Origin of the sequence: Corallibacter sp., assembly GCF_048381695.1 — a bacterium.
Lineage (GTDB): Bacteria > Bacteroidota > Bacteroidia > Flavobacteriales > Flavobacteriaceae > Corallibacter > Corallibacter vietnamensis.
The window spans coordinates 1-23,102 of the sequence record NZ_JBLXHI010000011.1; the positions used below are offsets into that span (position 1 = coordinate 1).

The window sequence follows — 23,102 nt, forward strand, 5'->3', positions numbered from 1 at the left end:
TATTTGAAGTTATTAGAACTCATTTTCACGAAACATATAAAATGATTAATTCTGTTAAATTTTAAAGAATAATTTAATTACTAGCATCTAAATTACTTGGATCTATTAATAATGCTACTCATTATATAAGTATATAAAGTTCTATTCTAAACTTAATCTATTAAATACCACTCAAAAACATTATCTAGTATTTAGGTTTGTTAATAGTTATGATAACATACCTTATAACTTGTTAATAAGTGTTCACAAGTCTTTAAAACTAAAATTAGGTTTATTCATTAATTTTTTCAAACAAAAATAGAGATGAGATAACCAAATAAGTTAGTTGTTTTTTTCGCCGAAGTTATTAAACATCATTTGTAGTGAAATGAACAAGATTTTAAAATAAACATATCAGTCATTTCTATTAACATTCGTTATTAACAGTTGTTAATAGCTTTTTAATTTAGCTTAAAAATGAAGCGTTTAGATGTAAACTTAATGTTAACTAAAATGTTGTAAAATGTAAATTACGATTAATCAAAATAAAACTTCAAAAAGTTATACTAGCTATTAACAGACTATAATAACCATTATTTTATTTTTTAAATTTTAAAAGAAAAATGATAATATGTATATATATGTTGATAACATCGTTTTTTAGCAATAATGACTAATTATTAGAATTAAAAATCTAATAGATTTATACTTCTTAGATTTTCTTGTTTTTAAAAATAAATTTCCAACGTTTAAATTATCGCTATTTAAAAGTGTTTACTAAATACGTTAAAAATAAACTTCTGGTTTATATGCAGTAGAAATAGAAACTACCTAAAGAAAAAGGCGATAAAAAGTTGATTATAGACTAGTTTTAATACTATACTTTTAAAGCAAAGCTCTGTGAAATTTACAGTGCTTTTCCATTAATTTAACGTTCTATAAACATCATTAAAAAATTAAAACGTAACTTTGTAGCAAACTTAATAACCTCTCTTCGCCTTAATTAAGTTTTAAATTAGAATTCCTATCACTTATAGGAAATGAATATGATTACAAATTAAATGACAAAAAAGAAACACAGGAAACCTTCACATAACAAGATTTCCAACCTTACAAATACAATTCTTAGTATTTTAAAAAAAGAAAGAAACTCAACTTTTAACTATAAACAAATTGCAGCTAAACTAGGCGTTAATGATGCTAGTAGTCGCAACCAAATTATAAAGAAACTTCAACAACTTAAAGCAAAACAAGAGATTGAAGAAGTAGAACGTGGTAAATTTAAAGCTATAGTAAATACAGAATATCATACAGGTATTTTAGATTTAGCAGCTAAAGGAAACGGTTATATTATTTGCGATGATTTTGAAGAAGATATCTTCATCGCTTCAAACAATATTAATAAAGCTTTAAATGGAGACGAAGTAGAGTTCTATGCCTATAAACGAAAACATAGAGGCAAACAAGAAGGAGAAATTACTAACATTATAAAACGTGCAAAAACGGAATATGTTGGTACCATTCAAATTCATGAGAAAAAGAATTTTGCCTTTGTTGTAGCAGATAGCAATAAAATGTATACTGATATTTTTGTACCTATCAATAAAATTAATAAAGCCGAAGATGGTGATAAAGTATTGGTTGCTCTAGAAGATTGGCCAGAAAAATCAGATTCACCAAACGGTAAAGTTATTGAAGTACTTGGTAAACCAGGTGAACATGGTACTGAGATTAACTCTATTATGGCAGAATATGGATTACCAATGGAGTTTCCGCACGAAGTTGAAGCATATGCTAACAATATTGATTTAGAAATTAAACCTGAAGAAATAGCAAAACGTCGCGATATGCGTAAAGATTTAACCTTTACCATAGACCCTAAAGACGCTAAAGATTTTGATGATGCCTTATCCTTTAAAGTTCTAGATAATGGCTTATATGAGATTGGAATTCATATTGCAGACGTTTCTCACTATTTACAACCCGGAACGGTTTTAGATGATGAAGCTTACGAGCGTGCAACCTCTATTTATTTAGTAGATAGAGTAGTGCCTATGTTGCCAGAAGTTTTATCTAATGGAGCGTGTTCATTACGTCCACACGAAGAAAAATATACCTTTTCTGCAGTGTTTCAAATGAATGATAAATGCGAAATTAAAAACGAGTGGTTTGGTAGAACCGTAACCTACTCTGATGCGCGTTTTGCATACGAAGAAGCACAAGCTATTATTGAAAATAATGCAACAATTAATGAAGTTGATGTATTAAAACACAAAGAAAAAATTGATACAACTATTCCTGCTGAAGTATCGTTAACTGGAGAAGAATACCAAACTTCTGTAGAAGTAGCTCAAGCTACAATTAAAATGAACCAGCTGGCACGTAAAATGCGAAATGCACGTATGCGAGATGGTGCTATTTCTTTTGATAAGGTCGAAGTAAAATTCGATTTAGATGAAGAAGCAAATCCAGTAGGAGTATTTTTTAAGACTAGTAAGGATGCTAATAAAATGATTGAAGAGTTCATGTTATTAGCGAACAGAAAGGTGTCAGAATTTGTTGGAAAACAAAAGAAAACCTTTGTGTATCGTGTGCATGATGAACCAGATGAATCAAAATTAGCTCAGCTTCAAACTATTGTAGCGCGTTTTGGACATAAATTAAATTTTAAAGATAAAGGAAGTATTGCATCATCTTTAAATAACTTACTAAAAGATGTTGTTGGTAAAAAAGAACAAAATTTAGTAGATACACTTACTATAAGAACCATGTCTAAAGCCGAATATACCACACATAATATTGGTCATTACGGTTTGGCATTCGATTATTACAGTCACTTTACATCGCCAATTCGTCGTTATCCAGATGTGATGGCACATCGTTTATTACAACAGTATTTGGATGGCGAAAAATCTGCTAACGAAGAGATTTACGAAGAACGTTGTAAACATTCTAGTAATATGGAATATTTAGCTACAAAAGCAGAACGTGATTCTATTAAGTATATGCAAATTCGTTTTATGCAAGATCATCAAGACGAAGAGTTTTTAGGTGTAATTTCTGGAGTTACTGATTGGGGCATTTATATAGAAATAATTTCTAATAAATGTGAAGGTATGGTTAGTGTAAGGGATATGAAAGATGATCATTACCAATTTGATCAAGATCAATATGCTATGATTGGTAATAAATCAAAAACCATGTATCAACTCGGAGATGAAGTAATTGTAAAAGTTAAAAATGCAGATTTAACTAAAAAGCATTTAGATTTTTATATGGTTGGCAAACCAGAAATAAGCAATGAATAATTACAATTTTATACTGTTATGAAGAGGTTTTAAAAACTCATTAAAAACAATTAGAATTGTAACTTTACAGTATAAAACGTACTATTAAGAAAAATATTCAAATTATGATCCTGACCACAACCAATTCAATAGAAAACCATAACATAATAGATTACTTAGGCATAGTAACAGGAGTTGCAATTAATAAAGAAGCTATTTCAATGGGTTTTAGTATGTCTAAGTATTATACCAAACTGCAAAATAACATAGAAACTGTAAAAGAAGAAGCATTTCAAAGTTTACAAAATAATGCTGCAAAACTAAAAGCCAATGCAGTTGTTGGAATAAAAATAGAAATTGAACTCACAGCAAGTAATTATGCTATGGTTTCTGTAACAGGAACTGCTGTAAAAGTTGCCGTTTAATTATGCAAACAAGTACAAAAGCTAGTATTTATGTTTTCCTAATATTCTTAATCACTTATTTAATTTTAAGGTTTGGAATTCAAATGCTATTCGAAGATATTAACATCTATTTATTAACAGCTATTTCGGCTATATTAACTTTAATTTTATCACCACAAAGACGTATTGTAAGAAAGCGTTCTGGTGATGAAATTCAATTGAAATGGATATTTAGTAATAAGGTAATTGTCTTGAAATAAAATATTTAAGCACCTTCCTATATTTTTCGTTTAACCATTTATACCGTTTTACAAGGTGATGGACTAAAAACGTATGTAATATCAGTTGAGTTTCTTACATTTGTGTAAACCGCAAGTTTTACATGTTAGACGATATCTTAACAGCCATTCCCTTCGGAATAATCTTAGCCTTTACCATTGGTCCTGTGTTTTTTGTTTTATTAGAAACCAGTGTTACTAAGGGGTTTAGAAGCGCTATTGTATTTGATCTTGGTGTTATTTTTGCAGATATTGTTTTTATCCTCGTTATTTTTAAAAGTACAGATACCCTTTTAGATAAAATAAAAGACGATCCAAAATTATTGGTTTTTGGAGGAACTTTATTAGTTATTTACGGACTCATTAGTTTTGTAAAAACTTCAAAATCATTCCGATCTATAGTTAGAGAACATCACAAAATTGTACTTCCCAAGAAAGATTATGGTAAGCTCTTTATTAAAGGGTTTTTACTCAATTTTATTAATATTGGTGTACTGTTAGGTTGGTTAGGTTTTATTGTCATTGGGACATCTATTACAACTTCAGATAATGGAGTTACCATATTTATTGTAACCATGTTAGTGTCTTATTTTTTAGCAGATCTTTTTAAGATTGCAGCTGCAAAACGTTTAAAAAGTAAATTAACACCTAGACGTATTTTTAAGACTAAAAAAATTGTATCTCTAATTATTTTAATTTTTGGTATTATACTTCTAAGTCAAGGCTTATTTCCAGAGCTTTATGAAAAAAGTATGGAACAAATTGAAAAGGTTAATCCTATAGATTAAGCATTTCCACAGATTTTGTTGGTGTATAAAATAAGTACTAAAGCTATTTTATAATATTATTAGTAAATTCAACGCCATTGTATTTCTGTTTTCTACTAATTCTTGGAATAAAATTAACCTCAATAGATATAATAAAGGCATCACACAATCCATCAATTATTTTACAACAGATGCTACTATTATTAAAGCGTATGAAATCGATGAAAATAAGCTACTTCAAAATGCCAACACAAAAGCAGCATTAGTTAAGAATAGCAATCATGTACCTAAAGTATTTTCATTTTTTCGCTGTTATTTATAAACACTCAAACGAAACTCATAGAAATTAAATTATCGTTTTGGAACTATCTTAATGTTGTAAAAAATAGCTGGCATGAGCTATCATCCTTCAAAAGGATGGTTTATAGTTTTTTAATAGGAGTCCTAATACTTGGGTATTTACTCATAAAAGTACTATCTATCCTGTTTAATGCGCTAACGCTTAGTATTAATTCATTTACAACCTTAGGTTTTGGGGAAATTCCTATTAAAGGAATCGGTAGATATTTAGCCATAGTAGAAGGCTTTATTGGTTGGATCTTTCTAACCTTATTCAGTGTGACTTTAATCTCTCAAATATTAAGTTAGATTAGTAAAACACCTTATAGAAGTTGAAGGTGTTTTGAGGTCATTAAAACGTTAGAATTCGAACCTCGTATCTATTAATCTAAGTTTCCTACTAAATTATAAATAGAAACGTCTCAACATAAATAGAAGGCTTTTTGAGGTCACTAAAGGTTAGGATTCGAATCGCGTATCTATTAATCTAAATTTTTTTAAAATTTAAAAATAAAAAAAGCTTCTAAGAAAACTTAGAAGCTTTTTGAGGTGTCGAGCGGATTCGAACCGCTGTAGATGGTGTTGCAGACCACTGCCTAGCCACTCGGCCACGACACCCTTTTTTTCCTTTGAAAAAGGAATCTCATCAATTTAAATTTGATTTAACGAGAGCGCAAATATAAAAATTATATATGTTTTAGCCTAAATAGCTTTACTTTTTTCGCTTCTGGCTCATTTTTATTGTAACCATTTCAACGTCACCACCTATTGGCGGATTAATTTTACTCACAGCAACTGTAGCTTTGGTAATTAATGCTTCTTCATTAAAAACACGATTCAAAATACGCTTAGCAACCGTTTCTAAAAGCTTAGATGGTTTAGCCATTTCTTCCCTCACAATTTTATTCAGTAATACATAATCTACAGTATCATTCAATTCATCAGATGCTGCGGAGGTTTTTAAATTAGCCTTTACTTCAATATCTACTCTGTAATCACTACCAATAGCGGTTTCTTCTTTTAAACAGCCATGATTAGCAAATACTCTTATATTTTCAACTTTTATAATTCCCATAAAGCAAAAATAATATAAAAGATAATAGAGCGAAGCAGTCTTTACGCTTTTCTAATTCGTAAACAAATCAAAAATATTACTCAATGCACCAGTTTTAGCTTTATAGAATTCAGTATACGTGCACTTTTTACAAGTAACAGATGTAAATTTTTTGTTTTAAATATCAAAGATATTTGAAAACGTGTCACCAGTGCTTTTCAATTGCTCTACTGTACAAGTAGTATTATGACATTTCGGACATTTGTAATTCATAATGGTATTAGATTTTTGATTTATACTATCATTATAAAAACATAAATAAATGTTACAATTTGTTTAATTTTACCACCTGGAATAATGATGTTGAGAATTTTAGCTGTATAAGGGTTTTACCTAACAGCTAATACTTAACAGCTAACACCTAAATAATGTCAGAAGAAACAAAGTCACTCAATTTTATTGAGCATATTATAGAAGAAGATTTAGCCAACGGTTTGTCAAAAGATAAATTGCGCTTTCGTTTTCCACCAGAGCCAAATGGGTATTTACACATTGGTCATACCAAAGCTATTGGTATTAGTTTTGGGTTAGGAGAGAAGTACAACGCACCTGTAAATTTAAGGTTCGATGATACCAATCCTGCCAAAGAAGAACAAGAATATGTAGATGCTATTAAAAAGGATGTCGCTTGGTTAGGTTATCAATGGGAAAATGAATTGTATTCTTCAGATTATTTTCAACAATTATACGATTGGGCAGTACAATTAATTAAAGATGGAAAGGCCTATGTAGATAGCCAGTCGTCTGAAGCTATGGCAGAACAAAAAGGGACACCAACACAACCTGGTGTAGATGGTCCATACAGAAATCGTTCTGTTGAAGAAAATTTAGACCTTTTTGAACGTATGAAAAATGGTGAGTTTGAAGAAGGTGCACATATTCTGCGTGCAAAAATAGACATGCAACATCCTAACATGTTAATGCGTGATCCTATTATGTATCGTGTTTTAAAGAAACATCATCACCGTACAGGTAATGATTGGTGTATTTATCCTATGTACGATTGGACACATGGAGAAAGCGATTATATAGAGCAAGTATCTCACAGTTTGTGTTCTTTAGAATTTAAGCCACATAGAGAACTTTATAACTGGTTTAAAGAGCATATCTATAACTATGCTTCAGATACGCTTCCAATGTTACCTAAACAACGCGAATTTGCACGTCTTAACCTTAGTTATACTATAATGAGTAAGCGTAAATTACTTAAATTAGTAGAAGAAGGTATTGTGTCTGGTTGGGATGATCCGCGAATGCCTACGATTTCAGGTTTACGTCGTAGAGGTTATACCCCAAATTCTATTAGAAAATTTATAGAAAAAGTTGGTGTAGCTAAACGCGAAAATGTCATTGATGTCTCGCTTTTAGAATTCTGTATTCGCGAAGATTTAAACAAAACAGCCAATCGTGTAATGGCGGTTTTAGATCCTATAAAAGTAGTGATCACTAATTATCCTGAAGATAAAGAGGAATGGTTAGAAGCTGAAAATAATCAAGAAGATGATTCAGCAGGCTATAGAAAAGTACCATTTTCTAGAGAAGTTTATATAGAACGAGACGATTTTAAAGAAGAAGCCGGAAACAAGTATTTTAGGTTAAAACTTGGAGGAGAAGTCCGATTAAAAAATGCTTATATCATTAAAGCGAATGATGTGGTAAAAGATCAAAATGGAGCTATTCTTGAAGTGCATTGTACCTATGATGAAGATACATCTAAAAAGGTTAAAGGAACCTTACATTGGGTGTCTATAAAGCATGCTATTATAGCCGAAATTAGAGAGTATGATCGTTTGTTTAGTCATGAATCTCCTGATAGTGATAAAGACAAAGATTTTATGGAATTTATAAATCCGAAATCTTTAACCATTAAAACAGGTTATTTAGAACCAAGTTTAGCAACAGTTGAAGTAGGAGAGCAGTTTCAGTTTCAACGTTTAGGTTATTTTAATGTTGATGATGATTCTACAGCTGAAAAATTGGTATTTAATAAAACTGTAGGATTAAGAGATAGTTGGGCTAAGCAAAAACCAAAACCTCAGAATAATCAAAATCAGAATAAAGCAAAACCGCAACAACAAAAACGTTCCGCAATTAGTGTAATTCAACAGTTTGGAAAAAAATATACCAATTTATCTGAAGAAAAGCAGTTAAAAGTTAAATCTGAAATACAAGAGCTAGCTAAAGATGTTTCTTACGATGATTTAGAGCCTTTATTTGGCACTGCAGTAAAAAAAGCAGGTACTCGTATCGCAGTTTTAATTGCGTTAAAAGAGTTGCTTAAAAATGGCTTAGAGCGAAATGATGCAATTAACGAGTTTATTGAGAAGGCTAAAGCGGATAAAAATGAGGTGTTAGTTGCTGAAGCTTCTGAAATTTAACAATTTTTTGAGAGATATTTTGTCTTAATATTCATAAATTTAGGGATATACCATACAATTATGAATATATCACAAAAATTACTTACAGAACTTTCAACAGTTACAAGAGACATTGAAGACAATTATCCTGAACTTCAAAAACATTTAGATGAAACTAGAAGTACATTGCCTCAAGGGGCTAATGGTACAGCAAGTATCAATGAAGAAGATTTGAAAAATTATTTAAATGAATTAAAAGAAATTCGAGATAAATATAAAGAAGAAGGACATTAGCACTTTATATGATTTTAATTTTATTAGAAACCTCATAAATCAAACTTATGAGGTTTTTTTGTACATTTAAATTCTAACTAACACATTAAAATTCATGGAATTACCAATTAACCCAATCGCTATTCCAATTGCAGCAGTAGCTGCTTTATTTGTAGGTGCTTTATGGTATAACCCAAAATTTGGATTCGGAATCGCTTGGATGCGAGAATCTGGAATGACAGAAGAGCGTATAAAAAGTGGAAATATTGCAATTATTTTTGGCTTAACACTAGTGTTTGCTACTATGTTGAGTTTTTTATTAATGCAATTTACTAATCATCAATGGGGAGCTTTAAGTATGGTAGGAGCAGAGCCAGAATTAGCAAAACCATCTTTTGAAGCGTTTATGGCCGATTATGGAGACACATTTAGAACGTTTAAGCATGGTGCCTTACATGGGGCTATGTTTGGAATACTAGGTGCACTTCCAATTATAGGAACTATCGCTTTATTTGAGCGTAAAAGCGCAAAATATATTTTTATAAATTCTGGTTACTGGATTGTAACGTTAGCAGTTATGGGAAGTATTATTTGTGGTATGTAATATGTGAATATAAAAAAACCTCTAAATATAATTTTAGAGGTTTTTTCATGCTATAATATTCTATTTAGAGTTTTTCAACTTTAACATCATCTTCTGGGATGTCTAGTGCAGTTTCAAAATTTGGTAATATATTATCTGCTAAAGCCTTATTTTTAAGTTGCTTTGCTTCAATAAACCACCAATGTTTACCAGTTTCATTATAGATACCTAAAAGATAGCTTTTAGAAGAAATACGTTGTTCAGACATTTTCATCTGATTATAACCTTCAACGACACAACGAAATTGATCTTGTTCTTTTACAATTTCAGAAACACTAATGATATCAGCTTTTTCAAATACAAAACCTTGTGCTTTCATACCATCAAAAGTTGTTTTTAAAACTTGCATAGCAGCATCTTTTCCTCCCATCATATCCAATACAGAAGGAAGTGTATAATTGAGAAGCGTTTCAAAATCCATATCTAATGTGGCTTTTGAAGTTGTTTTAGCATCCTTTAGAGCATCTGCTTTTGTTTGTGAAAACACATTTACACTTGTAGCTATTAAAACCAATAGCATTAATTTTTTTAATTTATTCATCGTTCTTTTTTTTGTTTTTAGCGGCTTTCATGGCTTCACCAATTTGGTTACTTGCAGTAAAACTAGCAACCATATCGTTTAGCATTTGACTTCCTGCTTGTGGTGAATTAGGTAATAATATTAAGTTACTATTGGTTTCTTGTCCAATAGCTTGTAATGTATCGTAATGTTGGGTAACAACAATTAATGCAGAAGCTTCTTGTGAGTTAATACCAACTCTATTTAAAACATCTACAGATTCTTCTAATCCTCGAGCAATTTCACGACGCTGGTCTGCAATACCTTGACCTTGTAAGCGCTTACTTTCAGCTTCTGCTTTTGCTTTTTCTACAATTAAAATACGTTGCGCATCACCTTCATATTGTGCAGCAGTTTTTTCTCTATCGGCAGCATTAATACGATTCATTGCTATTTTTACTTGTGGATCAGGATCAATATCGGTAACTAAAGTTCTAATAATGTCAAACCCATAGTCCATCATTGCATCATTTAATTCTGCTTTTACCGCTAAGGCAATATCGTCTTTTTTAACAAAGACATCATCTAATTTCATTTTTGGTACTTCAGCACGTACCACATCAAAGACATAACTCGTAATCTGTTCATGTGGATAATCGAGTTTATAAAAAGCATCATAAACACTTTCCGTTACAACTTTGTATTGCACAGAAACTTTTAGTTTTACAAATACATCATCCAAAGTTTTAGTCTCAATAATAACATCTAATTGTTGAATCTTTAAACTTAATTTTCCAGCAATTTTATCTACTAACGGAATTTTAAGTTTTAATCCAGAATGTCTAATACTGTGAAATTTACCAAAACGCTCTATAATGGCTGCTGTTTGTTGTTTCACCACAAAAAATGATGAAACTAAAATGATAAGTCCAAAGAATATAATTGGAACGAAAATAAATTGACCCATAGCACGTTTTTTTAAGGTTAAACAATACGAGACTCTAAAAGTAAATTATTTTACTTAGGTTTGCCTCTATCAGCTTTAAAAATAGCATGAAAAACATACAATCTCTCTTATTAGTACTTATTTGTTTAACATTTGTTACAAATAGTTTTGCTCAGCGCAAAAATTATAAAATTCAAAATGGCATTGGTTTACAAGGTGGAATTACCCAATTTGATATTCAAACAGATAATTTTGAAACTAAAAAAAATTCAGGTTATATAGGTGGAATGTCAGCATCTGTAGATATTCCGCATCGATGGTATAATGTGAGCTATAACATTCAATTATCTGAAAATTATGTAGATATTAAAGCGTTAGCATTAGGAAACTTAACTGAAGAATTTGTTGAGTACAAACTATTTGTTGCTAACATTTCGTTTTTATTTCATATAAAACTTATAAGTAATAATTTAACCTTAGATGTTGGTCCTATGTTACAATACAATAGTGAGTTAGAGCTTAAAGATGAAGCCAAAGAAGGATATTTTATTAAAGGTTACAACAATTTATTAACTGAAGATATAAGCGATATTTCAAACTTTAATGTTAATGGAGCTGTTGGTTTATCCTTAGGAGTAAGACGTTTATTGCTTAGAGCGCAGTATATGTATGGTTTTACCAATATGTTAGGTAATTTAAACAAGCAAGACCTTGATATTGGAACTAACAAAAAATTTAAAGGTAACCAGTCGCTATTAGCTTTAACAGCTATGATTACCTTTTAAACTTTTTTAAAATGTGTTATTAACAAAACGACGTATCGAAGTTGTTTTTAGATGTTTTTTACTAAAGCTTCAATACGATTAACCGTTTCTGTTTTCCCAATCATATACATAATATCAAAAACATCTGGTCCTTGTAAGGCACCAACTAAAGCGAGTCTTAAAGGCATCATTACTTTTCCAAAACCAATCTCGTTATCTGTAATCCAACCTTTAATATTGGTCTGAAGGTTTTCAACTGTAAAGTCATCAGTGGCATTAACAAGCTCAATAACTTTAGTCATAATGTCTGCGGTTCCTTCTTTAAGTGCTTTTTTAGAGGCCTTTTCATCGTAAGCTGTTGGAGCTGTAAAAAAGAAGTGACTTAAGTCCCAAAAATCACTAACAAACGTTGCTCGCTCTTTTATTAAACCAATACTTAAAGCAATATAATTAACATCAATGTCTGCTAATTCGGGTCTAATGGCTTTAAACTGCTCAGCCAAATCTAAATCTAATTGCTGTTGCATATACTGATGGTTAAACCACTTGGTTTTATCTGGATCAAAACGTGCACCAGCTTTATTTACTCTCGCTAAATCAAAATCAGCAACTAATTGCTCTAAACTAAATAACTCTTGTTCGGTTCCAGGATTCCACCCTAAAAAGGCTAAGAAATTAACCACAGCTTCAGGGAAATAGCCATCTTCTTTATAACCTCTAGAAATGGTTCCATCAGGTGCTGTATATTCTAAAGGAAATACAGGAAAGCCCATCTTATCACCATCACGCTTGCTTAGTTTTCCTTTTCCTGTTGGTTTTAAAATCAATGGTAAATGCGCAAATTCTGGTGCTTCCCAACCAAAGGCATTATATAATAATTGGTGTAATGCTAAAGATGGTAACCATTCTTCACCACGAATGACGTGTGTAATTTCCATTAAATGGTCATCTACAATATTGGCTAGGTGATAGGTTGGCATACCATCACTCTTAAACAATATTTTATCGTCTAAAACATTGGTGTCAATTTTTATATTACCACGAATAATATCTGTAAGATGTAAGGTTTCATCTTGTGGAGATTTAAAACGAATCACATAATCGTCACCAGCTTCAATTTTAGCTTGTGTTTCTGCTTCAGTTAATACCAAAGAGTTTACTAAACGGCCTTTTTCACGGTTATGCCAGTTATAGATAAAAGTTTTACCATCGGCTTCATGACCTTTGCGTTCTGCATCTAATTGTTCAGCCGTATCAAAAGCATAATAAGCTTTACCATTGGCAATTAATTCATCAGCATATTGCTTGTATAAATTTTTACGTTCGCTTTGTCTGTAAGGACCAAATTTTTCGTTTTTATTTGGGCCTTCATCAAAAGAAATGCCACACCAATCTAATGATTTAACAATGTAATCTTCAGCACCTTCAACATAACGGTTTTGGTCTGTATCTTCAATTCTAAGAACAAAATCACCACCATGTTTTTTGGCAAATAAATAGTTGAATAAAGCGGTTCTTACACCACCAATATGTAATGGTCCTGTTGGACTTGGTGCAAAACGCACACGTACTTTTTTAGACATAATTGTATATTAAAGCGCAAAGATAGTTTGATAGAATTTTAGAACAAAGAAAATAAGCACTTGTTAAGTTTTACCGTATTTAACAGTAAATTCTTCTATATTAACAGAATCTTATTAGTTTTCAACTATTTTCGATTAAAATAAATTTGTAGTTTAGTCAGTTAAAGGTAATATAGAGTGTAGTTTAGCATTTTTAGAGCATTATTATTGAAATACTATTAGCCAATAAAGGTAACTGATAGATTGTTAGTGCCTTTAGTTCCGACAGCGTTGGACGCAACGATTTTCAGAAATAATGAGCAATAATCATTATTGAACTATAAAATCAAGGATTGAAAAAATAAGGTTTAAAGTGAAATAGAATTATCAATGTATCAGCGAATGGTGCTTGCAATTTCCTAATAAATCGTTTTGATTTTTTGGTTCGTTTTGTATCAAGACTACTGCGAAGCACATCATGAGTTCATCTATATATAATAGAAATAGACGAATAAAATGAACAGAAAAAATAGAATACATATTAAATGAGCAATTTCGAAACCATAAAACAAAAGCTAGAGCAATTCATTAAAAGGTATTACACCAATGAACTACTAAAAGGTGCTATCTTATTTTTCGCTATTGGTTTACTATATCTTATAATTACATTATTCGTAGAATATGTGTTATGGCTTAATCCAACAGCTAGAACGATATTATTTTGGACGTTTATCGCAGTAGAATTAGCACTCTTCGTAAAGTTTATAGCCATTCCGTTGTCACATTTATTCAAATTAAGACAAGGCATCAATTTTGAAACGGCTTCAAAACTTATAGGAAATCATTTTCCAGAAGTGAACGATAAGTTATTAAATGTACTTCAACTTAATCAAAGCCCTCAACAATCGGATTTACTATTAGCAAGTATAGAGCAGAAGTCTCAAGAGTTACAACCCATTCCTTTTAAATCTGCGATTAACTTTAAATCAAATACCAAATATTTAAAATATGCAGCTATTCCTATTGCTATTTTATTGTTGTCGTTTGTTACCGGAAAAATAAATTGGTTTAGTGATAGTTACGAACGTGTTGTTAATTACAAAACGGCATACGAGCCACCAGCACCTTTTCAGTTTTTTGTATTGAATGAATCGCTTCAAGCTATTGAAAATAAAGATTTTAAGTTACAAGTTTCAACAGCAGGAAATGTGATTCCTGAGAATGCACAAATTAAATTTAATGGGCAATCGTATTTTTTACAACAAATAGCTGCTGGTGAATTTCAATACACATTCAATTTACCTAAAGAAGCTGTTGAGTTTACCTTATCAGCAAATGAAGTAACATCAAAGCCTTATAAGTTAAATGTAGTTAAAACACCAAATCTGGTTAATTTTGATATGGTTTTAGATTATCCTGCACATACTAAAAAGCAAGATGAGGTTTTAAAAAGTACAGGTTCTGCTGTGATTCCAGAAGGTACAAATGTGACCTGGAGAGCAAAAACAAAATCAACCACAGGAGTTCAAATTTATGCAGAAGATACTCTGAGTTTTAAACCAAGCCAAAATGGTAATTTTGAAGCCTCAAAACGCCTTTATAAAAACTATAATTACAGCATCACAACAAGCAACGATGATTTAAAAGATTACGAGAATTTAGCCTACAATATTAATGTGGTTAAAGATATTTATCCAGAAATAAATATCAAGGTTCAAAAAGACTCAATAGATCAACAAAGCTTGTATTTCTATGGTCAAGTGAGTGATGATTATGGTTTAACCAAATTACAATTGGTGTATTATCCAACCGAAGATGAGTCTAATAAAATGGTTGAACCCATCACTATTTCTAAATCTAATTTTAGTGAGTTTGTAAGTGCGTTTCCTAATCAATTCAACTTAGAAGATGGTGTAAGTTACCAATTGTATTTCGAGGTTTTTGATAACGATGCATTACATAATTACAAACGCACCAAAAGTTCAACATTCAGTTACCGTAAACTAACAAAGGATGAAGAAGAGCAAAAACAGCTCAATGAGCAGAACGAAACGATAAAGGATATTAGTAAAACGTTCGATAAACTTAAAGAACAAGATAAAAAGCTCGAAGAATTATCTAAAACGCAAAAGGAAAAAGAAAGCCTCAATTTTAATGACAAAAAGAAATTTGAAGAGTTTCTAAAACGTCAGAAAAATCAGGAACAGTTGATGAAAAATTTCAACAAAAAACTACAAGATAATTTAGAAGAATTTCAAAAGGACGAAAAGAAAGACGACCAATTTAAAGAAGATTTAAAGGAACGTTTAAAGGAGAATGAAGAACAATTAAAGAAAGACGAAGAATTACTTAAAGAGCTTGAAAAATTAAAGGATAAAATTAATAAAGAAGAATTTACACAAAAGCTTGAAGAATTAGCCAAGCAAAACAAAAATAAGAAACGTAGCATGAAACAACTTTTAGAGTTGACCAAACGTTTTTATGTGATGAAGAAGGCTGAAAAGGTTTCTAGTGAATTAGAAAAACTATCTGAAAAGCAAGAAAAATTATCTGAAAAGGATAAAGAAAATACAAAAGAAGCTCAAGAAAAATTGAATGATGAGTTTGATAAACTTCAAAAAGATTTAGAAGATTTAAAGCGTGAAGATAGACAACTTCAAAAACCAATGAAGATTGCTAGAGATGAGTTTTTAGAAGATGAAATTAAATTTGACCAAAAAGAAGCCAAAGAAGCATTAGATAAAAAAGAAGAAAGCGAATCTAAAGCGCAAGAAAAAGAAGCTCAAGAGCAGCAAAAAAAGGCTAAAGAAAAGCAAAAGAAAGCTGCTAAGAAGATGAAAGAAATGAGCGAAATGCTAAAAATGGCAGCTGCTGGAGGTGGAGGAGGTGGTGACCAAGCATCTGAAGATGCAGATGCATTACGTCAAATATTAGAGAATCTTTTACTTTATTCGTTTGACCAAGAAGCTCTTATGGAAACTTTTGAGAGTATTGGTATTAATAATAACAACTACGGAAAGTACATTATTGAGCAAAGTAATTTAAGAGAGCATTTTGAACATATAGATGATAGTTTATTTGCTTTATCATTAAGACAACCTAAAATATCTGAAAAAGTGAATTCACAAATTACTGAGGTTTATTTTAATATTGATAAAGCCTTAGATCAACTTTCAGAAAATAGATTATACTCAGGTGTTGGTGCACAGCAATACGCAGTAACTTCTACCAATGAATTAGCGAGCTTTTTGAGTGATGTTTTAGATGATATGGAAATGGAAATGAATCCGTCAGCTGGACAAGGTGAAGGAGATTCACAATTACCAGATATCATTAAATCTCAGGAAGAGATTAATAAAGAAATGGAAGAAGGCGTAAAGAAAGGTGAAGAAGGTAAAGAGGGAGAGGAAGGAAAAGAAGGTGAAAAACCTGGTAAAGATGGTAAGGAAGGAAAAGAGGGGGAAGGAGAAAAGCCAGGGGAACAAGGTAAAGCTGGAAAAGATGGACAAGATGGAAAGAGTGGAGAGAATGGACAAAGCGGCCAAGAGCAAGGAAAAGGTGGTAAAGGTGGTAAAGCCGGAGAAAATGGTCAGCAAAAAGGGGAAGGTAACCAAAGTGGACAAAAAGAAGGTGGCAAGAATGGTAAAGATGGTAAAGGTGGAAAAAACGGTAAAAATGGAGGTGATGGTACAGATGGTGATGGAGAAGGAGAGAAAAACGATGGTTATGGTGAAGGAGGAAGTGAAGAACAAAATGGAGAACTATTTAAAATTTATCAGAAACAACAGTTATTACGACAGGCATTAGAAGATAAATTAGCCAAGGAAGGAAAAATTGAATCTGCAGGACAATTAATCAAGCAAATGGAAGATATTGAACTCGATTTATTGAATACAGGGTTTACAAGACAGACGCTTCAAAAAATGATGGATGTACAACACCAATTATTAAAAATGGAGAATGCAACGTTTATGCAAGGTCAAGATACCAAACGTAAATCTGAAACAAATAAAGAAGAATTCAATCAAAATAATCCGAGTCAAATTCCTACGGCAAAACAATATTTTAATACTACTGAAATGTTAAATCGTCAAGCATTACCTTTGCAAAATCATTTTAAGAAAAAAATCAGAGAGTATTTTAAGAAGGATACTGAATAATATGATTTAATGCTTTCCTGTAATTTTCAATACAAAGTAATAATTCTAACATCGTTTAGACATGAAAATATTAATGGCGTTTTTTATTTCGGTTTGTTCTTTTGCTAATCATCCCAGCTATGATCCTGTAAATAAAATTGAAATTGATGAAAAGTATAAAGTAGAAAGTACGTTTTCAGGTAATACAGTTGGTAATGATAGTTTTCATTTAATTATAGCTAAAAATGGAGATACCAAAGACTATGATGTTATTCCTTATCTGTTTAAAGACAATCACATTGTTAAACTAAAAACCTTTTCATTTGATAAACAGCCTGTAATCCTATCTTTTCACAATGCCAAAGATAAATTGTCATTACTCACGCAATCTAAAGTTGGTAGTTCTGAATTTATAAATATTATTGATGTTGATTTAATTTCAGGTAATTATGTTAAATCAGATAATATAGCAACGGAAGATTTTAAAGCATTAATTAGAAAAAAGGATAAAAACTTAATTGTATTTTCAGATAAGAAAAGTGTAAGAATTATAGAGGCTAAAGATGCAAATACAGTACAGACCATTACGGTGAGTTCTGACGCTTCTTCGGCTGAATTCTTAGCGTCGCTTTCAGAAAATAGTGTTGAGGCTATAAACAACGATGAATTTGTTTCTAACGGCTCTATAAGTGCTTTTAGAGCTTATAGCGATGGTGATAAAGTTATTATTACTGAAGAAAATACTAAAGAAGCAACAACTAATGCTCTTCAGATCCCCCTTAATCAAGGCAATGAAGTTAGTGCTCAATTTAAAACCTTTGGTGGTAAAACCAAGGATAGTAAAATAAAGAAAAGTACATCTTATATAAATAACGATAAATTATACCAACTTAAAATTGGTAAAGAAGAAGGGCAATTAAATGTTTTTGGTCTTAATGATGCGTATAATTCATCTGTAAATATTTTAGAGGTTAAACCTACAAAGCATGCAGAAGGATTTAAAAGTATTAAAGACTTTGTTAAAAACGCTTCTAAGAAGTTTAATGAACCTACAGTTACTATAAATAGTACTAAGAATGGTAAATTAAAGGTAAGGTTCGATTTTGTAAATAAAAACCTATACAATTACCACTATAATTGGTGGTGGCATCATCAATGGCACATGCAACAGATGCAGCATTTTCAAATGATTAATCAACAACAAATGCGGAACTCTATTCCTAGTTTTGGACCTTCTGAACCATTAGATTATTTTTTTGTAGCACAAGAGCATTCTTTTTTTGAAATTACTTTAGATCTTGCAGGTAAGATTGTAGAAGATAAAAATGATGAAAGTGTATACCCTTATTTAAACAAAAAGACCTACATCAAGCCTTTAAATGATAACAAAAAGTTGAAGCATACGTCTACTGTATTTACACAAGATAATTTTCGATATATCGCTTATGATAAGCGTAACAAATCGTTTAATATAATTAATAAAGCATTATAAATGATTAGTTTTAATTACGAAACCGAGTTTATCATAAACGATGAAGCCAGTTATTCTAAATGGATTTCAGAGACCATTTTAGAAGAAGATTGTAGAGAAGGAGAAATTAATTACATTTTTTGTTCTGATGATTATTTGCATAAATTGAATGTAGATTTTCTAAATCACGACACTTTAACTGACGTTATTAGTTTCGATTATTCCGTGGGAAAAGAACTACATGGCGAAATTTATATATCAGTAGACAGAGTCAAGGAAAATGCTTTAGATTTTAAAGTTTCTTTAGAAGAAGAAATGGCGCGTGTTATGATTCATGGTGTTTTACATTATTGTGGTTATAAGGATAAATCTGAAGCTGATGAAAAGCTTATGCGTTCAAAAGAAGATTACTACTTAGCCAAACGAAAGTAGACTTGTGTTTTCATTGTATATTTGCAGCCGCAAAAATTTTAATAGTATAATGTTCCACGTGGAACAAAAATAGATTTCAATATGTTTAATGAAGAGTATGATGTTATAGTTGTTGGTGCAGGTCACGCAGGAAGTGAAGCTGCAGCAGCTGCTGCAAATATGGGAAGCAAAACATTATTGATTACCATGAACCTTCAAAATATTGCACAGATGTCTTGCAATCCTGCAATGGGAGGTATTGCAAAAGGACAAATTGTAAGAGAAATTGATGCACTTGGAGGTTATAGCGGAATTGTATCAGATACATCTGCAATTCAATTTAAGATGCTTAATAAATCTAAAGGACCTGCAATGTGGAGTCCAAGAGTGCAATCCGATAGAATGCGTTTTGCTGAAGATTGGAGAATGCTCTTAGAAGGGACTGAAAATCTCGATTTTTATCAAGAAATGGTTTCTGGGTTATTAGTGGAAAACCATAAAGTTGTAGGTGTAAAAACATCGCTTGGTGTCGAAGTAAAAGCGAAATCTGTAGTGCTTACTAATGGGACATTTTTAAATGGACTAATTCATATTGGAGATAAAAACTTTGGTGGAGGTAGAGCAGGTGAAAGAGCAGCAACCGGAATTACAGAACAACTCGTTAATTTGGGTTTTGAATCTGGCCGAATGAAAACAGGAACACCTCCAAGAGTCGATGGTCGTTCTTTAGATTTTTCTAAAATGATAGAACAACCTGGAGATAAAGATCCGCAAAAGTTTTCCTATTTAGATGTTACAAAACCACTAACCCATCAGCGTTCTTGTCATATGTCTTATACCAGTGAATTGGTTCATGATTTATTACGCGAAGGGTTTGATCGCTCACCAATGTTTAATGGGCGAATTAAAAGTGTTGGACCAAGATATTGTCCATCTATTGAAGATAAGATTAATCGATTTGCAGATAAAGATAGGCACCAATTATTTGTAGAACCTGAAGGTTGGAATACTTGTGAATATTATATTAATGGTTTCTCAACTTCCTTGCCAGAAGATGTACAATTTAAAGCATTGCGTTCTGTAGTTGGTTTTGAAAATGTAAAGTTCTTTAGACCAGGTTATGCTATAGAATACGATTATTTTCCACCAACACAATTAAAACATACTTTAGAAACTAAGTTAGTAGAGGGCTTGTATTTTGCTGGACAAATTAATGGTACTACAGGTTATGAAGAAGCAGCATCTCAAGGTTTAATGGCTGGTATTAATGCAAGCTTAAAAGTACAAGAAAAAGAAGCGTTTACATTGCAACGTGATGAAGCTTATATAGGTGTTTTAATAGATGATTTAATTACTAAGGGTACAGAAGAGCCTTATAGAATGTTTACGTCACGTGCAGAGTATAGAACATTATTAAGGCAAGATAATGCAGATTTTAGATTAACACCTAAAGGTTATGCTTTAGGTTTGGCCTCTGAAAAACGATTAAAACGTATGGAAGAAAAGCAATCTAAATCTGAAGCCTTTGTTCAGTTTTTTAGAGATACTAGTGTTACTCCAGAAGAGGCAAATCCTGTTTTAGAATCAAAAAATTCAGCAGCTGTTAAACAACAAGATAAGATGTTTAAGTTGTATGCTAGACCAAATATTACTATAGATGATGTTCGTAAATTTGAGTCTGTAGAAAACTATATTCAGAATAATGATTTAGATACAGAGATTATTGAGCAGACTGAAATACAAGTTAAATATGCGGGCTATATTGAAAAGGAAAAGAACAATGCCGATAAATTAAATAGACTAGAAAACTTAAAAATCCCTGTAGGTTTTGATTATTCAAAACTAAAATCAATGAGCATAGAAGCGCGACAAAAATTAGAAAAAATACAACCTGTAACTATTTCTCAAGCGTCTCGAATTAGTGGAGTAAATCCAAATGATATTTCTGTTTTGTTGGTTTATTTAGGACGTTAATTCTTAAGAAAGTTGAAATCTCACAATGAATATTGTAATGTTCCACGTGAAACAATTGTATAAAACGCCCACTTGGTGCTTCGCTCGTTAGTTGCGAAACATGAATTATTTTGTTTCGAAACTAATCTTTGAGGGGTAATTTAAATATTCAAAATTGAACTAACTGAATATAAAAAATGGATTTATGGCAAATTCTTTGTTATTAGAAATCCGAAAAGTAGTGATAAAACCATTGTTCTCTTGAGGGGGTTTTAAGGGTGTAAAATTAGATAAGGTTAATGGCAGATCTTAATACTGAAAACATTGTTGATATAGAACCCTATAGTTTTACTAATTATTTGGTGAATTCCTTTCTTAGTATTTTTGGTTGGATGTTTGTTGCTTTTGTTCTTTCAATTTTTATTTCAGGTAATGCATCAAATCAAGTAACTATATTGTTGTTTTATATTGGTGTCGTTTTTGTATTACTAGCTTTAAATTTAATAGCAGGTTTTAGGCGACCTTATATTTACATATATAGTATGGTAATTGATAATGACATTGTCACAATAAAATATCTAAGACTTTTTAAAAGGCAATTAATGACTGTTAATATTAATGACCTAGAAGTAAGGTTAGAAAAACAAGGACAGAAAAATTTCGCTTTAATTATAGTTGGTTTAATAGGTGAACATACCTTTCATATCAAACAAACTGAAGTACATCAATGGAAAAAAAAAGTTATTAAGTACTACTTTTGAAAAATTATCTGACATAATTACACCAAGAACAATACACTAATTATTATATCATATTCTTAAATTGTGCCCAAAACAACAAGAACATATCTTACTCTAAAAGACCATTCTGTTTCCCAACAAGAGTTCCAATTATTATATAATAAGGAGCTCGATATGCTAGAAACATATCCACAGCCAGAAGGTGAAAAATTATCCGAATATTATAAAAGTGAAGACTATATTTCGCATACAGATACGAAGCGAAATCTATTGGAATTTGCTTATCACAAAGTGAGAGAAATTTCTTTAAAACGAAAATTGAAATTAATCAATTCGTTTCAATCCGAAACTAAAGTACTTTTAGATATTGGATGCGGAACAGGAGATTTTTTGCAAACGGCTTTAAATAATAATTGGAAGGTTACAGGAATTGAACCCAACGAAAGTGCGCGGCAAATTGCAAATTCTAAAACCAACAATTCTGTTTTTAGTACAGAAGAATTATTAAAATTGAAACCTCAGAGTTTTGATGTTATTACACTTTGGCATGTTTTAGAACATTTGCCAAATTTAGAAATGCATACGGCATTGTTAAAATCACTTTTAAAACCAAATGGTACTTTGGTCATTGCTGTTCCTAATTATAAAAGTTACGATGCGGAGTATTATAAAAACTTTTGGGCAGCATATGATGTGCCAAGACACCTTTGGCATTTTTCTAAAAATTCGATTTCAAAATTATTTAGCAAAGAACATATGGCATTGGTGAAACTGTTGCCAATGAAATTTGATGCCTATTATGTATGTCTACTTTCAGAAAAATATAAATCTGGTGTTATGAACCCAATCAAAGCATTTTGGATTGGATGGCAATCAAATCGTAAAGCAAATCGATCTAAAGAGTATTCTTCGCACATTTATGTCTTAAAGAACGCTAATTCTTAATATAAGCAACGCTATTTTTGTATCGCAGCTATAAATGTGTAATTATATTGTGAAATCTTAAAGTGTGCTTAAAACGCTTTATTTAGCTTCGTTTTTAATTGATTTTTAAAATAACAAGCAGAAAGTTCTATAGAAAACATCAATACATAAAAAATAGAGGAAATCACTAACTAACTTTTATACATTTGCAAAAATTAAATTAAAGTAGAAAAATGAAAGTTTGATGCTTTC

Annotated in this window: 19 protein-coding genes, 1 tRNA gene and 1 pseudogene; 15 read left to right on the forward strand and 6 right to left on the reverse strand. The window is 31.1% G+C overall.

Annotation, left to right across the window (positions count from 1 at the left end; translation table 11 throughout):
- Nucleotides 1–1,040 precede the first annotated feature (1,040 nt).
- The 5 genes from rnr to ACN5J3_RS12510 all read left to right on the forward strand — a co-directional run bounded on the left by rnr (nt 1,041) and on the right by ACN5J3_RS12510 (nt 5,363).
- Nucleotides 1,041–3,287: a ribonuclease R gene (gene rnr, locus ACN5J3_RS12490; RefSeq protein ID WP_334468592.1), complete on the forward strand. Its 2,247-nt coding sequence runs from the start codon at nt 1,041–1,043 to the stop codon at nt 3,285–3,287.
- Nucleotides 3,288–3,391: 104 nt separating this feature from the next.
- Complete coding sequence (locus tag ACN5J3_RS12495; protein ID WP_334468594.1) at nt 3,392–3,691, forward strand: YbjQ family protein; 300 nt, start codon at nt 3,392–3,394, stop codon at nt 3,689–3,691.
- Between the two features lie 2 nt (nt 3,692–3,693).
- Nucleotides 3,694–3,930 carry a hypothetical protein gene (locus ACN5J3_RS12500; RefSeq protein WP_334468596.1) on the forward strand — a complete coding sequence of 79 codons (237 nt, stop codon included), beginning with the start codon at nt 3,694–3,696 and terminating at the stop codon, nt 3,928–3,930.
- A 122-nt stretch (nt 3,931–4,052) separates the two neighbouring features.
- Nucleotides 4,053–4,736, forward strand: coding sequence for a LysE family translocator (locus ACN5J3_RS12505; RefSeq protein ID WP_215926363.1), 684 nt, complete (start codon nt 4,053–4,055; stop codon nt 4,734–4,736).
- 396 nt (nt 4,737–5,132) lie between these two features.
- Entirely contained in the window at nt 5,133–5,363 is a 231-nt protein-coding gene (locus tag ACN5J3_RS12510; protein WP_334468599.1) for an ion channel, read from the forward strand.
- Between the two features lie 238 nt (nt 5,364–5,601).
- Here ACN5J3_RS12510 and ACN5J3_RS12515 read toward each other — a convergent pair.
- The 3 genes and pseudogenes from ACN5J3_RS12515 to ACN5J3_RS12525 all read right to left on the reverse strand — a co-directional run bounded on the left by ACN5J3_RS12515 (nt 5,602) and on the right by ACN5J3_RS12525 (nt 6,381).
- Nucleotides 5,602–5,672 (reverse strand) — tRNA-Cys (locus ACN5J3_RS12515).
- A gap of 94 nt (nt 5,673–5,766) precedes the next feature.
- Nucleotides 5,767–6,129, reverse strand: a complete 363-nt coding sequence (folB, locus tag ACN5J3_RS12520) for a dihydroneopterin aldolase (RefSeq protein WP_418511963.1) — start codon at nt 6,127–6,129, stop codon at nt 5,767–5,769.
- 51 nt (nt 6,130–6,180) lie between these two features.
- Nucleotides 6,181–6,381: pseudogene (locus ACN5J3_RS12525) on the reverse strand (zinc ribbon domain-containing protein).
- 155 nt (nt 6,382–6,536) lie between these two features.
- Here ACN5J3_RS12525 and ACN5J3_RS12530 point away from each other — a divergent pair.
- The 3 genes from ACN5J3_RS12530 (at nt 6,537) to ACN5J3_RS12540 (ending at nt 9,402) form a co-directional block, all read left to right on the forward strand.
- Nucleotides 6,537–8,546 carry a glutamine--tRNA ligase/YqeY domain fusion protein gene (locus ACN5J3_RS12530; RefSeq protein WP_418511964.1) on the forward strand — a complete coding sequence of 670 codons (2,010 nt, stop codon included), beginning with the start codon at nt 6,537–6,539 and terminating at the stop codon, nt 8,544–8,546.
- Nucleotides 8,547–8,606: 60 nt separating this feature from the next.
- Nucleotides 8,607–8,819, forward strand: a complete 213-nt coding sequence (locus ACN5J3_RS12535; RefSeq protein ID WP_252723660.1) for a hypothetical protein — start codon at nt 8,607–8,609, stop codon at nt 8,817–8,819.
- A gap of 94 nt (nt 8,820–8,913) precedes the next feature.
- The gene (locus ACN5J3_RS12540) at nt 8,914–9,402 is read left to right on the forward strand and encodes a DUF1761 domain-containing protein (protein WP_215926372.1); all 489 of its coding nucleotides are present in this window, start codon (nt 8,914–8,916) and stop codon (nt 9,400–9,402) included.
- Between the two features lie 64 nt (nt 9,403–9,466).
- Here the strand turns inward: ACN5J3_RS12540 and ACN5J3_RS12545 are convergent, their stop codons facing one another.
- Nucleotides 9,467–9,982: a hypothetical protein gene (locus tag ACN5J3_RS12545; protein ID WP_344715555.1), complete on the reverse strand. Its 516-nt coding sequence runs from the start codon at nt 9,980–9,982 to the stop codon at nt 9,467–9,469.
- A complete protein-coding gene (locus ACN5J3_RS12550; RefSeq protein ID WP_334468608.1) occupies nt 9,975–10,907 on the reverse strand; it encodes an SPFH domain-containing protein in 933 nt (310 codons plus the stop codon). The genes ACN5J3_RS12545 and ACN5J3_RS12550 overlap by 8 nt, the downstream gene beginning before the upstream one ends.
- A gap of 86 nt (nt 10,908–10,993) precedes the next feature.
- On the opposite strand from ACN5J3_RS12550, the gene ACN5J3_RS12555 reads away from it, so the two are divergent.
- The gene (locus ACN5J3_RS12555) at nt 10,994–11,671 is read left to right on the forward strand and encodes a hypothetical protein (RefSeq protein WP_344715556.1); all 678 of its coding nucleotides are present in this window, start codon (nt 10,994–10,996) and stop codon (nt 11,669–11,671) included.
- Nucleotides 11,672–11,718: 47 nt separating this feature from the next.
- On the opposite strand, the gene gltX is transcribed toward ACN5J3_RS12555, so the two are convergent.
- On the reverse strand, nt 11,719–13,233 hold the full coding sequence (gene gltX / locus ACN5J3_RS12560) for a glutamate--tRNA ligase (protein ID WP_418511967.1): 1,515 nt from the start codon (nt 13,231–13,233) through the stop codon (nt 11,719–11,721).
- 524 nt (nt 13,234–13,757) lie between these two features.
- On the opposite strand from gltX, the gene ACN5J3_RS12565 reads away from it, so the two are divergent.
- The 6 genes from ACN5J3_RS12565 (at nt 13,758) to ACN5J3_RS12590 (ending at nt 22,871) form a co-directional block, all read left to right on the forward strand.
- Nucleotides 13,758–17,372 carry a DUF4175 family protein gene (locus ACN5J3_RS12565; RefSeq protein WP_418511968.1) on the forward strand — a complete coding sequence of 1,205 codons (3,615 nt, stop codon included), beginning with the start codon at nt 13,758–13,760 and terminating at the stop codon, nt 17,370–17,372.
- Nucleotides 17,373–17,433: 61 nt separating this feature from the next.
- Nucleotides 17,434–18,843 carry a hypothetical protein gene (locus ACN5J3_RS12570; protein WP_418511969.1) on the forward strand — a complete coding sequence of 470 codons (1,410 nt, stop codon included), beginning with the start codon at nt 17,434–17,436 and terminating at the stop codon, nt 18,841–18,843.
- Nucleotides 18,844–19,254, forward strand: a complete 411-nt coding sequence (gene ybeY / locus ACN5J3_RS12575; protein WP_418511970.1) for an rRNA maturation RNase YbeY — start codon at nt 18,844–18,846, stop codon at nt 19,252–19,254.
- An 81-nt stretch (nt 19,255–19,335) separates the two neighbouring features.
- Nucleotides 19,336–21,207: a tRNA uridine-5-carboxymethylaminomethyl(34) synthesis enzyme MnmG gene (mnmG, locus tag ACN5J3_RS12580; protein WP_418511971.1), complete on the forward strand. Its 1,872-nt coding sequence runs from the start codon at nt 19,336–19,338 to the stop codon at nt 21,205–21,207.
- Between the two features lie 278 nt (nt 21,208–21,485).
- The gene (locus ACN5J3_RS12585) at nt 21,486–21,947 is read left to right on the forward strand and encodes a hypothetical protein (RefSeq protein ID WP_418511972.1); all 462 of its coding nucleotides are present in this window, start codon (nt 21,486–21,488) and stop codon (nt 21,945–21,947) included.
- 63 nt (nt 21,948–22,010) lie between these two features.
- The gene (locus tag ACN5J3_RS12590) at nt 22,011–22,871 is read left to right on the forward strand and encodes a class I SAM-dependent methyltransferase (protein WP_344715568.1); all 861 of its coding nucleotides are present in this window, start codon (nt 22,011–22,013) and stop codon (nt 22,869–22,871) included.
- Nucleotides 22,872–23,102: the final 231 nt, after the last annotated feature.